This window comes from Amaricoccus sp., from assembly GCF_036846665.1.
Lineage (GTDB): Bacteria > Pseudomonadota > Alphaproteobacteria > Rhodobacterales > Rhodobacteraceae > Amaricoccus.
The window spans coordinates 1-13979 of sequence record NZ_DAIUBO010000020.1 but is presented as its reverse complement, the minus strand read 5'-3'; the positions used below and the strand labels follow the sequence as shown (position 1 = coordinate 13979).

The 13979-nt window shown below is 69.3% G+C and carries 12 protein-coding genes and 1 pseudogene; 8 read left to right on the top strand and 5 right to left on the bottom strand.

Going from position 1 to position 13979, the window contains the following annotated elements:
- The first annotated feature begins 23 nt into the window (after nt 1-23).
- The 5 genes from phoU to V7050_RS03505 all read left to right on the top strand — a co-directional run bounded on the left by phoU (nt 24) and on the right by V7050_RS03505 (nt 4982).
- Nucleotides 24-725 (top strand): phosphate signaling complex protein PhoU, encoded by a 702-nt coding sequence (gene phoU, locus V7050_RS03525; protein WP_324365596.1) that lies wholly within the window; start codon nt 24-26, stop codon nt 723-725.
- A 22-nt stretch (nt 726-747) separates the two neighbouring features.
- Complete coding sequence (phoB, locus tag V7050_RS03520) at nt 748-1443, top strand: phosphate regulon transcriptional regulator PhoB (protein ID WP_324365595.1); 696 nt, start codon at nt 748-750, stop codon at nt 1441-1443.
- A gap of 360 nt (nt 1444-1803) precedes the next feature.
- Complete coding sequence (locus tag V7050_RS03515; RefSeq protein ID WP_324365594.1) at nt 1804-2175, top strand: DUF3302 domain-containing protein; 372 nt, start codon at nt 1804-1806, stop codon at nt 2173-2175.
- A 54-nt stretch (nt 2176-2229) separates the two neighbouring features.
- Nucleotides 2230-3378 carry an HlyD family secretion protein gene (locus tag V7050_RS03510; RefSeq protein ID WP_324365593.1) on the top strand — a complete coding sequence of 383 codons (1149 nt, stop codon included), beginning with the start codon at nt 2230-2232 and terminating at the stop codon, nt 3376-3378.
- Between the two features lie 41 nt (nt 3379-3419).
- Nucleotides 3420-4982, top strand: a complete 1563-nt coding sequence (locus V7050_RS03505) for an efflux transporter outer membrane subunit (RefSeq protein ID WP_324374360.1) — start codon at nt 3420-3422, stop codon at nt 4980-4982.
- A gap of 57 nt (nt 4983-5039) precedes the next feature.
- Here V7050_RS03505 and V7050_RS03500 read toward each other — a convergent pair whose 3' ends face one another.
- Nucleotides 5040-5630: a GcrA family cell cycle regulator gene (locus tag V7050_RS03500; RefSeq protein ID WP_324365591.1), complete on the bottom strand. Its 591-nt coding sequence runs from the start codon at nt 5628-5630 to the stop codon at nt 5040-5042.
- Between the two features lie 111 nt (nt 5631-5741).
- Here V7050_RS03500 and V7050_RS03495 point away from each other — a divergent pair, with 111 nt between their 5' ends.
- The 3 genes from V7050_RS03495 (at nt 5742) to argF (ending at nt 8913) form a co-directional block, all read left to right on the top strand.
- Nucleotides 5742-6581, top strand: coding sequence for an ABC transporter permease (locus V7050_RS03495; RefSeq protein WP_324365590.1), 840 nt, complete (start codon nt 5742-5744; stop codon nt 6579-6581).
- Nucleotides 6582-6811: 230 nt separating this feature from the next.
- Nucleotides 6812-7990: an aspartate aminotransferase family protein gene (locus tag V7050_RS03490; RefSeq protein ID WP_324365589.1), complete on the top strand. Its 1179-nt coding sequence runs from the start codon at nt 6812-6814 to the stop codon at nt 7988-7990.
- Nucleotides 7987-8913 (top strand): ornithine carbamoyltransferase, encoded by a 927-nt coding sequence (gene argF / locus V7050_RS03485; RefSeq protein WP_324365588.1) that lies wholly within the window; start codon nt 7987-7989, stop codon nt 8911-8913. The genes V7050_RS03490 and argF overlap by 4 nt, the downstream gene beginning before the upstream one ends.
- Before the next feature lie 130 nt (nt 8914-9043).
- Here the strand turns inward: argF and V7050_RS03480 are convergent, their stop codons facing one another.
- The 4 genes and pseudogenes from V7050_RS03480 to V7050_RS03465 all read right to left on the bottom strand — a co-directional run.
- Nucleotides 9044-9793 carry a rhomboid family intramembrane serine protease gene (locus tag V7050_RS03480; protein WP_324365587.1) on the bottom strand — a complete coding sequence of 250 codons (750 nt, stop codon included), beginning with the start codon at nt 9791-9793 and terminating at the stop codon, nt 9044-9046.
- A 208-nt stretch (nt 9794-10001) separates the two neighbouring features.
- Complete coding sequence (metG, locus tag V7050_RS03475) at nt 10002-11726, bottom strand: methionine--tRNA ligase (RefSeq protein WP_324365586.1); 1725 nt, start codon at nt 11724-11726, stop codon at nt 10002-10004.
- 248 nt (nt 11727-11974) lie between these two features.
- The gene (locus V7050_RS03470) at nt 11975-13336 is read right to left on the bottom strand and encodes a mechanosensitive ion channel domain-containing protein (protein WP_324365585.1); all 1362 of its coding nucleotides are present in this window, start codon (nt 13334-13336) and stop codon (nt 11975-11977) included.
- Between the two features lie 127 nt (nt 13337-13463).
- A pseudogene (locus V7050_RS03465) lies at nt 13464-13979 on the bottom strand (DNA-directed RNA polymerase subunit beta'); the annotation flags it as partial.

The following is a 13979-nucleotide window of genomic DNA, read 5'->3' as shown; positions in this document are numbered from 1 at the left end:
AGCCGAGGAGAGACCCGACCGCCATGGCCCATATCGTTGCGTCGTTCGACGAGGATCTCGTCCAGGTTCAGGCCAGGATCTCGGAAATGGGCGGCCTTTGCGAGGAACTGCTCTCCAAGGCGCTGCAATCGGTCCAGGAGCGCGACGCGGTGCTCGCGCGCCAGGTCATCGACCGCGACAGCGCGCTCGACGCGATGGAGATGGCGCTCGAGGAAAGCGTGGTCAAGATCATCGCCCTGCGCCAGCCGGTCGCGGCGGATCTTCGGGTCCTGATCGCGGCGATGAAGATCGCCTCGACCCTCGAGCGCATCGGCGATCTCGCCAAGAACATCTCCAAGCGGGCGATCCCGCTCTCCTCGGCGCGGCCCATCCGGCTGACCACCTCGATCGCGCGCATGGGCAAGACCACGCTCGCTCAGCTCTCGGACGTGCTCAACGCCCATGCCTCGCGCGACGTGGATCTCGCGGTTCAGATCTGGAACCAGGATTACGAGATCGACGAGATGTACAACGCCATCTTCCGCGAGGTGGTGACCTACATGGTCGAGGACAGCCGTCTGATCGGGATCGGCGCGCAGCTGATGTTCATCGCCAAGAACCTCGAGCGCATCGGCGACCACACCACGCATATCTCCGAGATGGTCTATTACATCGTCAAGGGCGAGCCGCTCGGCGACGACCGCCCCAAGGGCGAGCCGACGGGCGTCGGTTTCATTCACGAGTGAGCCCAGACGAGAGGATCCCCCGATGTGCGCCAAGATCCTGGTGATCGAGGACGAGGAGCCGATCAGCCAGCTCCTCGCCTATAATCTCTCCAAGGAGGGCTTCACCGTCGCGACCTCCTCGGACGGCGACGAGGCGATGATCGCGGTCGATGAATCGCGCCCCGACCTGGTGCTGATGGACTGGATGCTGCCCAATGTCTCGGGCATCGAGCTCTGCCGGCAATTGCGCAGCCGCAGCGAAACCCGCGACATCCCCGTCATCATGCTGACCGCCCGCGGCGAGGAGGAGGACCGCGTCCGCGGCCTCGACGTCGGCGCCGACGATTACGTGACCAAGCCCTTCTCCATGTCCGAGCTCGTGGCGCGGATGCGCGCGGTCCTGCGCCGCACCGCGCCGATGCTGGCCGGGGACGTGGCGACCTTCGCCGACATCGTGCTCGACCGCCAGCTCTGCCGCGTGCGCCGCGGCCAGCGCGACGTGCATCTCGGCCCCACCGAGTTCCGCCTGCTCGACGTGCTGATGCAGCGCCCCGGCCGGGTCTTCTCCCGCGAGCAGCTGCTCGACAGGGTCTGGGGCGAGGACGTCTATGTGGAGATCCGCACCGTCGACGTGCATATCGGCCGGCTGCGCAAGGCGCTGAACCGCCGCGGCGACCGCGACCCGATCCGCACCGTGCGCTCCTCGGGCTATGCGCTCGACGATACCTATTCGGTCTGATGCCGCGACCGCCTGATCGCTTCTGACCGGCGTCCGTCGCCCGCGGCGTCGCCGCATTCCCTTCGCGGCTTGCCAGCCGCCGGTGGAACCCGGGCCCCCCCCCCCGCTCGCCGCGCTCGCGCGCGTCCCGCCGACGAACCGGCGCGAGGCAGTGCCTCGCCCTAGCCGGTTCGGGGTGTCCCCGGCCGATCGGGGCATCCGGAGACCCGATTGCACGGCCCCGGGGGCGTGACCCAAAAGACTCGGTTTTCCCGGAGCGGCATCGCAGAGGCGGCGCCGAGATTGCCGCTCCGCCAGCATCGGGCTAGAATCGGCCCCGGAATTCGTGACGTTGACTATGCGTGAGCGGGAGGGCGCACCATGGATCTTATCGGACGCCCGCTCGACTATTACGACTATCTCACGTTTCTCGCCCTGGTGCTGCTCCTGCTCGCCGCGATGGCGATCCTGATCTTCCTCATGGGGCTGCCCGGCCGCATCGCCATCAAGCGCAACCACCCGCATGCGGAATCGGTCCGGATCATGGGCTACATGGGCTTTCTGGTGGTCGTGCCCTGGGTGCATGCCTTCCTCTGGGCCTTCCACGATTCCGCCACCGTCGACATCCGCCGCTTTCCCGACGAGGAGAAGGACGTGATACGCCGCGAGATCGCCCGACTGCGCGGTGAGCCCGAGGAGCCCCCGAGCAGCCCCGCCGCCGGCGAGGCCCCCCCGCCGCAGGCCTCCGCGTGACGGGCCGGCGATGACCCGCTCCGCCCGCAACCAGATGCCGGGAGAATTGCCGCGATGCTGATGGCCGTCGGGATCACGGTCTTCTACATCATCTTCGTCTGGATGGTGTTCTTCCGCTTCCGGTGGCTGAAGTTCAACATCGTCTGGGGCATCGTCTCGGGCTGGGTCGGGCTGCATCTCCTGCTGATCTTCCTGGTCGCCCTGCGCTTCTACCAGCCCTATACGGTCGACAGCCACGTGATCCGCAGCACGATCCAGATCCTGCCGCGGCTGACCCAGCCGACGGTCCTGACCGAGGTGCTGGTGGAGCCCAACACGCCGGTCAGGAAGGGCGATCCGCTCTACCGCTTCGACACCACCATCTTCCAGCACCAGGTCGACGCCGCGCAGGCGCAGCTGGTGGCGGCCGAGCAGAACGCGAAGATCCTGCAGCAGGACGTGGCGGCCGCGAGCAACGCGGTCATCCGGGCCGAGGCGCAGCTCGAATATTCCACCCAGCAGCAGAAGCGCTTCACCGACCTCGTGCCCCAGGGCGGGGCGCGGCAGGACGAGCTCGACCGCTGGAACGCCCAGGTCGAGGAGGACACCGCCGCGGTGGCCGAGGCCAAGGCCAATCTCGAGAAGGCGCAGCTCGCGCTCGGCTCCACCATCGACGGCGTCAATACCGGGGTCGCCCAGGCGCGCGCGCAGCTGGCGGAGGCCGAGTATTTCCTCGGCAATACCACGCTGGTCGCGCCCGAGGACGGGATGATCGTCTCGCAGCAGGCCCGGCCGGGCCTCGTGGTGGGCGACGTGCGGCTCGGCGCCATCGCGAGCTTCGTCACCGCGGCCGATCCCTATATCCTCGCGACCTTCCGCCAGCAGAACCTGAAGTTCGTCGCCCCCGGGCAGGAGGTGGAGATCGCGCTCGACCTCTATCCGGGCGAGATCTTCAAGGGCCGGGTCGAGGCGGTCTGGTGGGCGACCTCCCAGGGCCAGTACCTGCCCTCGGGCCGGCTGCCCGAATTCGTGCTGCCGAAGCTGCCGGGGCGGATCGCGGTGGAGATCACCTTCGACGACCCGCCCGCCGACCGCATCCTCGCCGCCGGCGCCCATGCGGCGGTGGCGATCTACACCGGCGGCGGCGAGAGCTTCGCGTTCCTGCGCCGGATCAACATCCGGCTCTATTCTTTCGGCAACTTCATACGACCGCTGGACGTCTAACCGGCGGCGGCCATTCTGGTTGAGGACAGAGAGAGAGAGCGATGGCAAAGATCCTGCCGGGCGGGCTCCGGCGCTGCATGACCGCGATGGCGCTGCCCGCGCTTCTTGGCGGCTGCGCGATGATCGGTCCCGATTTCGTCCAGCCCAAGACGCCCGAGGTCAGCGCCTGGCTCGAGGCCAATGCGCCGAGCCGCGACGCCTCGAGCGGCCTGACCTCGCGCAGCGCCCCGGTGGTCGCCTGGTGGCAGACCTTCGACGATGCGACGCTGAGCGCGCTCATCGCCCAGGCCTATGCCCAGAACCTCACGCTGCAGATGGCCGGGGCGCGGGTGCTCCAGGCGCGCGCGCAGCTCGGCATCGCCTATGGCGAGCTCTTCCCGCAGTCGCAGACGCTGGCGGGCAGCACCACGAGGCGGCGCCTGAGCGACAATCTCAGCTACATCAGCGAGGTGGAGCGGGTCACGAACCTCGATCTCGACTTCGCCTCAAGCCAGGTCGGGTTCGATGCGGCCTGGGAGCTCGACGTCTGGGGCGGGCTGCGGCGCAACGTGCAGTCGGCGCGGGCCGATCTCGCCGCGCAGGTGGCGAATTACGACGACGCGCTGGTGACGCTGACCGGCGACGTCGCCGCGACCTACATCAACATCCGCGCGATCCAGGAGACGCTGGGCATCGCCCGGCGCAACATCGACCTGCAGCAGCAATCGCTCGACCTCGCGAAGGTTCGATTCAACGGCGGGGTGACGACCGAGCTCGACGTCGAGGAGGCGACGGTGCTCCTGACCAATACCAAGGCGCTGATCCCGCCGCTGGAGAGCGAGCTCCAGCAGGCCAAGAACGCGCTGGCGGTGCTGCTGGCGCAGCCGCCGTCGCGCATGGACGGGCTCGTCGGCTCGGGAAGCATTCCGCGGGCGCGCTCCGAGGTCGCCGTGGGCGTGCCGGCGGAGCTCCTGCGCCGCCGGCCGGACATACGCGCCGCGGAGCTGGAGGCGGCGGCGCAGGCCTCCCAGATCGGCGTCGCGATGAACGCGCTCTATCCGCAGTTCATCCTCTCCGGCGGCATCGGCTTCCAGGCCAGTTCCACGAGCGATCTCTTCGAGGCGGGCAGCCGGACCGGCGTGTTCACGCCGGGGGTCAGCTGGAACATCCTCAACTACGGCCGGCTCAAGAACAACGTCCGGGCGCAGGACGCCGCCTATCAGGGCCTGATCGCCAATTACCAGAACACCGTGCTCATGGCCTATGGCGAGGTCGACAACGCCATGGCCGCCTACAAGGGGGCCCGCGCGCAGACCGCCCTTCTGGCCGAGAGCGTCGAGGCGGCCCGGCGCGCCGCCGAGATCGCGGCCAAGCAATACGGCGACGGCGTGACAGACTATACGCGCGTGCTCAACACCCAGCAGGCGCTGCTCGCGGCGGAGGCCAATCTGGTCACCGCGCGGGCGCTGGTCGCGGAAAACCTCGTCGCCATCTACAAGGCGCTGGGCGGCGGATGGCAGGTCCGCGAGGGCCAGGAGTTCCTGCCCGAGACGGTGCTGGCGGAAATGGCCTACCGCACCGATTGGGGCGATCTGCTGCAGACGCGGAACGACGCGACGAACTGAACCGCCGGGGCCACCGCGCGCGAACCGGCAAGAAAGCGAGGCTCTGCCCCGCGCCGGTCAGCGCCCGCCGGCGCGCCGGTCGCGCCGTGCCGACATCGGCTGGAAGGCCACCGCCACATGCGCCTCGCAATAGGGCTTGCCGGGCGAGGCGGGCAGGCCGCAGAACCAGAATTCCTCGGTCGCGGGATCGCCCACCGGCCATTTGCAGGTGCGCTCGGTCAGCTGCATCAACGTGAGCCTGCGCGACTTCTTCGCGACCTCGGCCAGGTTGGCCAGCGCCTCCGCGCTGATCTCCGAGCCCGAAGGCTGCGGCGGCATGGGCTGCCCCGGCACGCGCGGGCGGTTGGCCTGCGGCTGCTCGCGCACGACCCGGGGCGGTTCCGCCGCCGCGGCCTCCTCTTCCTCGTCCTCGGGGTCCGCCGCGGCGACCGGCTCGGCCACCGGCGCCGCCACCGCGGGCTCGGCCGGCGCGCCGGAGCCCTCCTCCTGGTCGCCGTTGCCGCCGCGGTTCGAGAGGCCGAGGCGATGCACCTTGCCGATCACGGCGTTGCGCGTCACCCCGCCCAGCTCCTTGGCGATCTGGCTGGCGCTCTTGCCCTCGGTCCACATCGACCGCAGGGCCTCCACGCGTTCATCGGTCCAGGACATCTCGTTCGTCTCCGTCGGCCTTGTCGGGCGGGATTGCGCGCGGGGTCCGACAATCGGCCGGCACGCTCGCGGCCATTGTAACCAGCCACGCTTCGGTTACAAGCGCGACCCATGGAAAACCGCGCGATCGACACGGCCGGGGACCCGGGCCGGGGCAGGCCGGGCAAGGGCGTCAAGCGCTTCGGCCGGGTCAACTGGCTCGGGCTCGCGACCCTGACCGGGCGCGAGATCCGCCGCTTCACCAATGTCTGGACCCAGACCCTCGCCGCGCCGGTGGCGACGGCGCTGCTCTTCATGGCGGTCTTCACCCTGGCGCTGGGCGGCCAGCGGCCCGCCGTGATGGGGCTGCCCTTCGCGCATTTCCTCGCGCCCGGGATCCTGATGATGACGGTGATCCAGAACGCCTTCGCCAATACCTCGAGCTCGATCCTCGTCTCCAAGGTCCAGGGCAGCATCGTGGACACGCTCATGCCGCCGCTGAGCCCGTCGGAGCTGCTGACCGGCTTCGTGCTGGGCGGCGTCTTCCGCGGCCTCTTCGTCGCGGCCGGCGTGGCGGCGGTGCTCTTCCCGCTCTTCGGCATCCTGCCGGCGCATCCGCTCTGGGCGCTCGCCTTCATTCTGGTGGGCAGCGCGCTCTTGGCGCTCATGGGCATGATCACCGCGATTCTCGCGGAGAAGTTCGACCACATGGCCGCGATCACCAATTTCGTCGTCACCCCGCTCAGCTTCCTGTCGGGCACCTTCTATTCCGCGGCCGCGGTGCCGGAGGCGTTCCGGATCCTGCTCCACGTCAACCCGATCTTCTATCTCATCGACGGCATGCGCTTCGGCGCGCTGGGGGTGAGCGATTCCCCGCCCGCCCTCGGTCTCGCCTATGCGACCCTCGCCGTGGTCGCGCTCGGGGCGCTCACCTTCCGCTGGCTGCGGACCGGCTACCGGCTCAAGAGCTGATCCCCGCAGCAGGCCCCGCCCGCCCCCGACACGGGGATCGGAATCGGGGCGTTAACACTTTTATCGTTTAATTTCATATGGCTGGCGAGTGTCCCCATGGGGACGGCGCCGGATCGCGGCGCCGGAAGGCGCGATTGACTCGCCTGCGGGCTTGCGGCAAGAGGTCCGCTTGGCCCCGCGCATCGCCCCCGGGGCCCCGCCCGACATCCTGTCGCCGTGGAGGTTTACCCGTGATCACTCCGGTCCTGCCGACCTATGCGCGCGCGCCGCTCGCCTTCGTGGAAGGGCAGGGCGCCTGGCTGATCGAGGAAGGCGGCGAGCGCTATCTCGATTTCGGCGCCGGCATCGCCGTCGCCGTGCTCGGCCACGCCCATCCCGCCCTGGTCGAGGCGCTGGAGACCCAGGGCCGGCGCCTCTGGCACACCTCGAACCTCTACCGGATCCCGAACCAGGAGCGGCTCGCGGAAAAGCTCGTCGCCCGGACCTTCGCCGACACCGTCTTCGTGACCAATTCAGGGGCCGAGGCGGTCGAATGCGCGATCAAGATGGCGCGCAAGCATTTCTCGGCCAAGGGCCAGCCGGAGCGGCACCGCATCGTGACCTTCGAGGGCGCCTTCCACGGCCGCACCATGGCGGCGATCTCCGCCGCCGGCGGCGAGAAGCTCGTCAAGGGCTTCGACCCGCTGCTGCCGGGCTTCGACATCCTGCCATTCGGCGACATCGAGGCGGTGCGCGCGGCGGTCGGGCCGCAGACCGCGGCGATCATGGCCGAGCCGATCCTCGGCGAGGGCGGCATCCGCCAGCTTCCCGACGCGGCCCTGCGCGACCTGCGCGCCATCGCCGACGCGGAAGGCATCCTGCTGATCCTCGACGAGATCCAGACCGGCATGGGCCGCACCGGCAGGCTCTTCGCCCACGAATGGGCGGGGATCACCCCGGACATCATGCCGATCGCCAAGGGCATCGGCGGCGGCTTCCCGCTCGGGGCCTGCCTCGCCACCGAGCACGCCGCCTCCGGCATGACCCTCGGCACCCACGGCTCGACCTACGGCGGCAACCCGCTCGCCTGCGCCATCGGCTGCGCGGTGCTCGACATCGTGGCGACGCCCGAGTTCCTCGCCGGCGTCAGCCGCACCGCCGGGCGGTTGCGCCAGGGGCTCGAGGGGCTGGTCGCGGCGCATCCGAAGCTGTTCTCGGAGGTGCGCGGCCAGGGGCTGATGCTCGGGATCGGCTGCCTCGTGCCGAACGGCGAGGTGGTGGCGGCGGGCTATGACGCGAAGATCCTGACGGTGGTCGCCGCCGGCAACGTGGTGCGCATCCTGCCGCCCCTCAATCTCAGCGACGCGGAGGTCGACGAGGGGCTGCGCCGCCTCGACGCTGCGGCATCGGCCCTGGAGGCGCGGCAATGAAGCACTTTCTCGACATCCATGTCACCGCGTCCGCCGACCTGCGGGCGATCCTCGATCAGGCGGCGGCGATGAAGGCCGCGCGCGGCAACGCCCCGCGCGCCACCCCCGACGCGACGACGCCGCTCGCCGGCCGCATGGTCGCCCTGATCTTCGAGAAGCCCTCGACCCGGACGCGGGTCAGCTTCGACGTCGGCGTGCGGCAGCTGGGCGGCGAGACGCTGGTGCTCTCGGGCGGCGAGATGCAGCTCGGCCACGGCGAGACCATCGCCGACACCGCCCGCGTGCTGTCGCGCTTCGTCGATCTGATCATGATCCGGACCTTCGAGGAGACGACGCTGACCGAACTGGCCGAGAACGCCACGGTGCCGGTGATCAACGGCCTGACCGACGCGAGCCACCCCTGCCAGATCCTCGCGGACGTGATGACCTACGAGGAGCATCGCGGCCCGATCCGCGGCCGCAAGGTGGTCTGGTCGGGCGACGGCAACAATGTCTGCGCCTCCTTCCTGCACGCCGCCGGCCGCTTCGGCTTCGACTTCACCTTCACCGGGCCCCCGACGCTCGACCCCGCCCGCGAGGCGGTGGAATTCGCGCGGGCGAACGGCGCGACCGTCGCGATCGAACGCGATCCCGAGCGCGCCGCTGCCGGGGCCGACCTGATCGTGACCGACACCTGGGTCTCGATGCACGACGCCCAGAGTGCGCGCGAGCGCCGCCACAACCTGCTTCGCCCCTATCAGGTGAACGGGCGGCTGATGGCGGCCGCCAGGCCCGACGCGCTCTTCATGCACTGCCTGCCGGCGCACCGCGAGGAAGAGGTCACCAACGAAGTCATGGACGGCCCGCAATCGGTGGTCTTCGACGAGGCGGAGAACCGCCTGCACGTGCAGAAGGCGATCATGCGCTGGTGCCTCGGGGTCTGATCCCCGGCGGCGCCAATCGCCGGCCCTCGACGTCTGTCACGCTGCGGTGGCGAACTCCCGCCCCCGCCTCCCCTGGGTGGAAGGTCCAGCCGAGGCGTCGATCCGGAGAGCCACCGGAATGCTTTCCCGCTCAGCGGCGGCGCCGGACCGTTGGTATGTCGGTGATCCGCCCGGCCCGGAACATTGCGGGATGCGGCGGCGCGCCGTGGTTGCGCCGCCAGAATGCCGGGCCTCCCTTGCGCAGCCAGTAGGGCAGCGCCAGCAGCAGACCGGCCGCGAAACCGCCCGAATGCGCGAGATGCGCCACGCCGCCGCTGTCGAGTCCGAAGCTCGTGTAGCTGCCCGCGAGCTGGATGGCGAACCAGACGCCTAGCATGATCCATGCCGGCATGGCGATGGTCCGGATGATGATGATCAGGATGATCAGCACGTCCACCCGGGCCTTTGGAAAGAGCAACAGATAGGCCCCCATCACTCCTGCGATCGCCCCGGACGCGCCGACCATCGGCGTGGTCGAACCCGGCGCCGACCAGACCTGCGCCAGCCCGGCCAGCGCGCCGCAGGCGAGATAGAAGGCGAGGAATCCCAGATGCCCGAAGGCATCCTCGAGGTTGTCGCCGAAAATCCACAGGAACAGCATGTTGCCGCCCAGATGCAGCAGCCCGGCGTGCAGGAACATCGAGGTGACGAGCGTGGCATAGCCCTCTCCGTTGGTCAGCCGGGCCGGGATCAGCGCCCATTGGTCGAAGAAGGCGACCAATCGCGCCTCGTCGGTGAAACTTCCCGCGTAGCTGAGGAAGACGAGGACATTGAGCGCGATCAGCGCATAGGTGACGAAGGGCGTGCCATCGGACGGGTTGTGATCCCGGATCGGGAACATGCGGCACCTCCTTCGGTCGGCTCCGCAAACCTAGGCCTTGGCGCAGCGGGTGTCACGCCGGCCGTTGGGATCCGAAGCAACCGATGCTGTGCCGGGCCGCGTTTCAGGCCGAAGGCACTGGCTCGGCGAGGGTTGCAAATTCGTTAAGACTGGAGAAATAATGTAACGATTATAATGATCTAATCAACTGAGCGCGCGTGCCCACCGCCTACCCCGCGCCCGAGAACCGGGCTTCCAGCTCGATGCGCCGGGCATCGTCGATCTTGGCGAAGAGCACCTCGGGCACCTCGAAGCGATGGCCGGGGCCGAGGGTCGCGAGCGCTTCGGCGACATCGGTCGGCCAGGTGTCCTCCGGATGCCCGAGGGCCGCCAGCATCCGCGCGGCGGCCTCGGGCAGGAAGGGGCGGCTCAGGATCGCGTAGAGCCGGATCAGGTTGAAGGCGAAGCGGACGGTCGCCGCGGCGCGGTCGGGATCCGACTTGAAGGCGGCCCAGGGCGCGGCGGATTGCAGATATTCGTTGCCCAGGACCCAGATCTGTCTCAAGTCCTGGGACGCGCGCCGGAAGGCCATGCCGTCCATCATCGCCTGATAGCTGTCGAGCCCCCGCTGCAATTCCCCGATCAGCGCCAGTTCCTGCGGCCCGTGGGCCCCGCCCTCCGGAAGCGTGTCGCCGAAGCGGGCGCGGGCGAATTTGGTGACGCGGCTGACGAAATTGCCGAGCACATCGGCGAGATCCTTGTTCACTCCGGCCTGGAAGCTCTCCCAGGTGAAGTTCGAATCCGAGCCCTCCGGCACGTTCGACATCAGCCACCAGCGCCAGTAGTCCGCCGGCAGGATCTCCAGCGCCTGGTCCATGAAGACGCCGCGCCCCTCGGAGGTCGAGAACTTGCCCCCCTCGTAATTGAGGTAGTTGAAGGACTTGATGTAATCGACGAGCTTCCAGGTCTCGGCTCCGTCGGCATTGGCGCCGAGCAGCGTCGCGGGGAAGGAGAGCGTGTGGAAGGGCACGTTGTCCTTGCCCATGAACTGGACGTAGCGCACGTCCGCCGCGCCCCCGTCCTCCCGCCACCAGCGTTCCCATCCGCCGGCGTCCGGATGCGCGTCGGCCCATTCGGCTGTGGCGCCGATGTATTCGATGGGGGCGTCGAACCAGACGTAGAAGACCTTGCCTTCCATGCCCGGCCAGGGTTCGGTGCCGCGCCGGACCGGGATGCCCCAGTCGAGGTCGCGGGTGATGCCGCGGTCCTGCAGCCCCTCGCCGTCGTCGAGCCATTTCCGGGCGATCGAGGTGGTCAGCACCGGCCAGTCGGTCTTGGAATCGATCCAGTCCCGGAGCTTGTTGCGCATCAGGCTCTGGCGCAGGTAGAGGTGCTTGGTCTCGCGGATCTCGAGGTCGGTGGAGCCGGAGATCGCCGAGCGCGGGTTGATGAGATCGGTGGGGTCGAGCTGCTTGGTGCAGTTCTCGCACTGGTCGCCGCGGGCGCGCTCGTAGCCGCAGTTGGGGCAGGTGCCGGTGATGTAGCGGTCGGGCAGGAAGCGGCCGTCGGCGCGGGAATAGACCTGCTTTTCGGCGACCTCGGCGATCAGGCCGGCGTCGGCGAGCCGGCCGGCGAAATGCTGGGTCAGCCGATGGTTCTGCGGGCTCGAGGAACGGCCGAAATGGTCGAAGCTGAGGCCGAATCCGTCGGCGATCTCCTTCTGCACCGTCCAGAGCCGGGCGCAGTATTCGGCGACCGGTTCGCCGGTAGCGGCGGCGGCGAGTTCGGCCGGGGTGCCGTGCTCGTCGGTGGCGCAGATGAAGAGGACCTCATGGCCGCGGGCGCGCATGTAGCGGGCGTAGACGTCCGCAGGCAGCTGGGAGCCGACCAGGTTCCCGAGATGCTTGATTCCGTTGATATAGGGCAGCGCGGAGGTGATCAGAATGCGGGCCATGGGCCTCCCCGGACTACTAACCGTTCCCGAATAGGCGATCCGGCAGGTGCTGGCCAGAGGCCTGAAAGGGCATGCACGCGCCATGCACAACCCATGGACAATCCATCCACGCGGCATGCACGCGGCACAGGCACGATTTCAGCTTGGACGGCTTCCCCGGTGCGTCGGCAGCCGCGAAGCCTGCCGACGGGCGGAAGGACCTAGTCACGGAGCGGCGCGACAGTCCGCGTAGCGCTGGCAGATGAAAGTCAGTCCGCGGCCCCGTCCGGGCGCAGAAGGTCCGTGTCCGGTGCCGCGCGGCGGTCGGCCTCGACCTTGCGCTCGATGGTGGCGTCGCGCGCGGCGACGGCGGTGTCGATGCGCGAAGCCGGCGGCGCCGGGGTGGCCGGGGTAGGGGCAGGGGTCTGTCCACCGCGGTCGATGCGCAGCCGGTAGACCGGCTCGGGCAGCGCGAAACCGGCGGATTCGAGGGCGAGCTTGGCGGCGTGGATCGCCTCGCCGCGCGCGGTCTCGAAGTCAGTGCGCCGCTGGTCGATCCAGCCGGTGAAGCGCAGCACGACGTTGGAATCGCCGACATTCTCGATCCAGGCCTTGGGCCGGGGTTCGTCCAGCACGAAGGGCAGGCGAACGAGGGCGGCACTGCCGGTGTCGCGGGCGGCGGTGAGGTCGCGGTCGGGATCGACACCGAGGTCGAACACGAAGCGGCGCTGCGGCTCGCGGGTATAGTTGACGATCCTGCCCTTGAAGACCATGGCGTTGGGCAGCCGGACGTGGTTGCCATCGGGCGAGAGCAGGACCGTCGCCCGCGAGGTGAGCCGGATAACATGGCCGATCGTGCCCTCGATCTCGACCAGGTCGTTCGGTGCGAAGGGCTGGCGCACGCTCAGCATGACGCTGGCGACGAAATTCTCGATGGTGTCGCGCACCCCGAACCCGACCGCGAGGCCGACGATTCCGGCGGCGCCGAGAATGGTGCCGAGCATCGCGGTGGCGCCGAGCAGGTCGAGGGCGACGACGAAGCCCGCGAAGACGAAGACCACCATCACCACCTGGCGATAGATGTCGGCGATGAAGGGATTTGGCGCGATCCGGTCGTAGAGCCGCCAGCCGCGGGTGAGCGCGAAGCCGATCCCGGCAATCGCGGCGAAGGCGACGAGGCCGACGAGGGCGAGCGGCAGGGCGGCGACGATCTCGCGCAGGCGCAGGCGAAGCCGCGAGAAGGCGGGGGTGAGGCGCTCGCCCACGTCGCTGGTCGCCGCCACGTCGCTCTGGACGGTGACGACCCCCTGGAGCCGTTCCGCCAGATCGGCGAGGCGCGTCGCGTCGGCGGCCTCGGCGACGCTGCCCGTCAGGGAGACGACACCGGAGCGGACCTCCGCACGGATGTCCGCGAAGGCAGGGACGGCGGCGATGATGCCGTCGAGGCGCGCCTGGATCGCGGAATCGGGCACCGCATCCTCGCCGACGGCGATGGGGGCCGGCGCCGTGCCGGTGCCCGGTGGCGCCTCCTGGGCCGCGGTTGCCGGCACGTGTCCCAGCGCGAGGAGACCGGCGGCGAGGCCGGCGAACAGGCAGGTCCGGCAGTTGGCGCGGGCAAGCGGCTCAGGCATGGGGATGGTCTCCGGGAGCCCGCAATCAGAGACGGAGCCGGGGTCGCCGTCAACCGGCGTGGTGCGAAAACGAACGGGGCGCCGGTCAGGGCGCCCCGTCTGAGTTTCGTTCAGGCCAGCGGATAAGTCAGTCCGCTTCGAAGGGCGCCGTCTCGGCCGCGGCCGCTTCGGCGGCCTGCTGTTCCGCCTCCTCGACCGCGAGCGCCGCGGCGGCTTCCTCGCGGCGCTGGGCGATGATCGCGGCATCGCGGTTGGTGGCGATCGACTTGATCGCGGCGGTGGCACCGCCGGTGCCCGCCGGGATCAGCCGTCCGACGATGACGTTCTCCTTCAGCCCCACAAGCCGGTCGCGCTTGCCTTGCGTCGCCGCCTCGGTCAGCACCCGTGTCGTCTCCTGGAAGGAGGCGGCGGAGATGAAGGAGCGGGTCTGCAGGCTCGCCTTGGTGATGCCCAAGAGGATCGGCGCGCCCCTGGCCGGGGCGCGGCCCTTGGCGATGGCCTTCTCGTTCTCCTCGTCGAACTCGATCTTGTCGACCTGCTCGCCCTTCAGCAGCGTGGTGCCGCCGCTGTCGGAGATCTCCCACTTCTGCAGCATCTGGCGCACGATCACCTCGATGTGCTTGTCGTTGATCTTCACGCCCTG

Bases quoted from the DNA above. Each gene is read 5' to 3' on its own strand.
- phoU (WP_324365596.1), top strand. From the start codon at position 24: ATGGCCCATATCGTTGCGTCGTTCGACGAGGATCTCGTCCAGGTTCAG.
- phoB (WP_324365595.1), top strand. From the start codon at position 748: ATGTGCGCCAAGATCCTGGTGATCGAGGACGAGGAGCCGATCAGCCAG.
- V7050_RS03515 (WP_324365594.1), top strand. From the start codon at position 1,804: ATGGATCTTATCGGACGCCCGCTCGACTATTACGACTATCTCACGTTT.
- V7050_RS03510 (WP_324365593.1), top strand. From the start codon at position 2,230: ATGCTGATGGCCGTCGGGATCACGGTCTTCTACATCATCTTCGTCTGG.
- V7050_RS03505 (WP_324374360.1), top strand. From the start codon at position 3,420: ATGGCAAAGATCCTGCCGGGCGGGCTCCGGCGCTGCATGACCGCGATG.
- V7050_RS03500 (WP_324365591.1), bottom strand. From the start codon at position 5,630: ATGTCCTGGACCGATGAACGCGTGGAGGCCCTGCGGTCGATGTGGACC.
- V7050_RS03495 (WP_324365590.1), top strand. From the start codon at position 5,742: ATGGAAAACCGCGCGATCGACACGGCCGGGGACCCGGGCCGGGGCAGG.
- argF (WP_324365588.1), top strand. From the start codon at position 7,987: ATGAAGCACTTTCTCGACATCCATGTCACCGCGTCCGCCGACCTGCGG.
- V7050_RS03480 (WP_324365587.1), bottom strand. From the start codon at position 9,793: ATGTTCCCGATCCGGGATCACAACCCGTCCGATGGCACGCCCTTCGTC.
- metG (WP_324365586.1), bottom strand. From the start codon at position 11,726: ATGGCCCGCATTCTGATCACCTCCGCGCTGCCCTATATCAACGGAATC.
- V7050_RS03470 (WP_324365585.1), bottom strand. From the start codon at position 13,336: ATGCCTGAGCCGCTTGCCCGCGCCAACTGCCGGACCTGCCTGTTCGCC.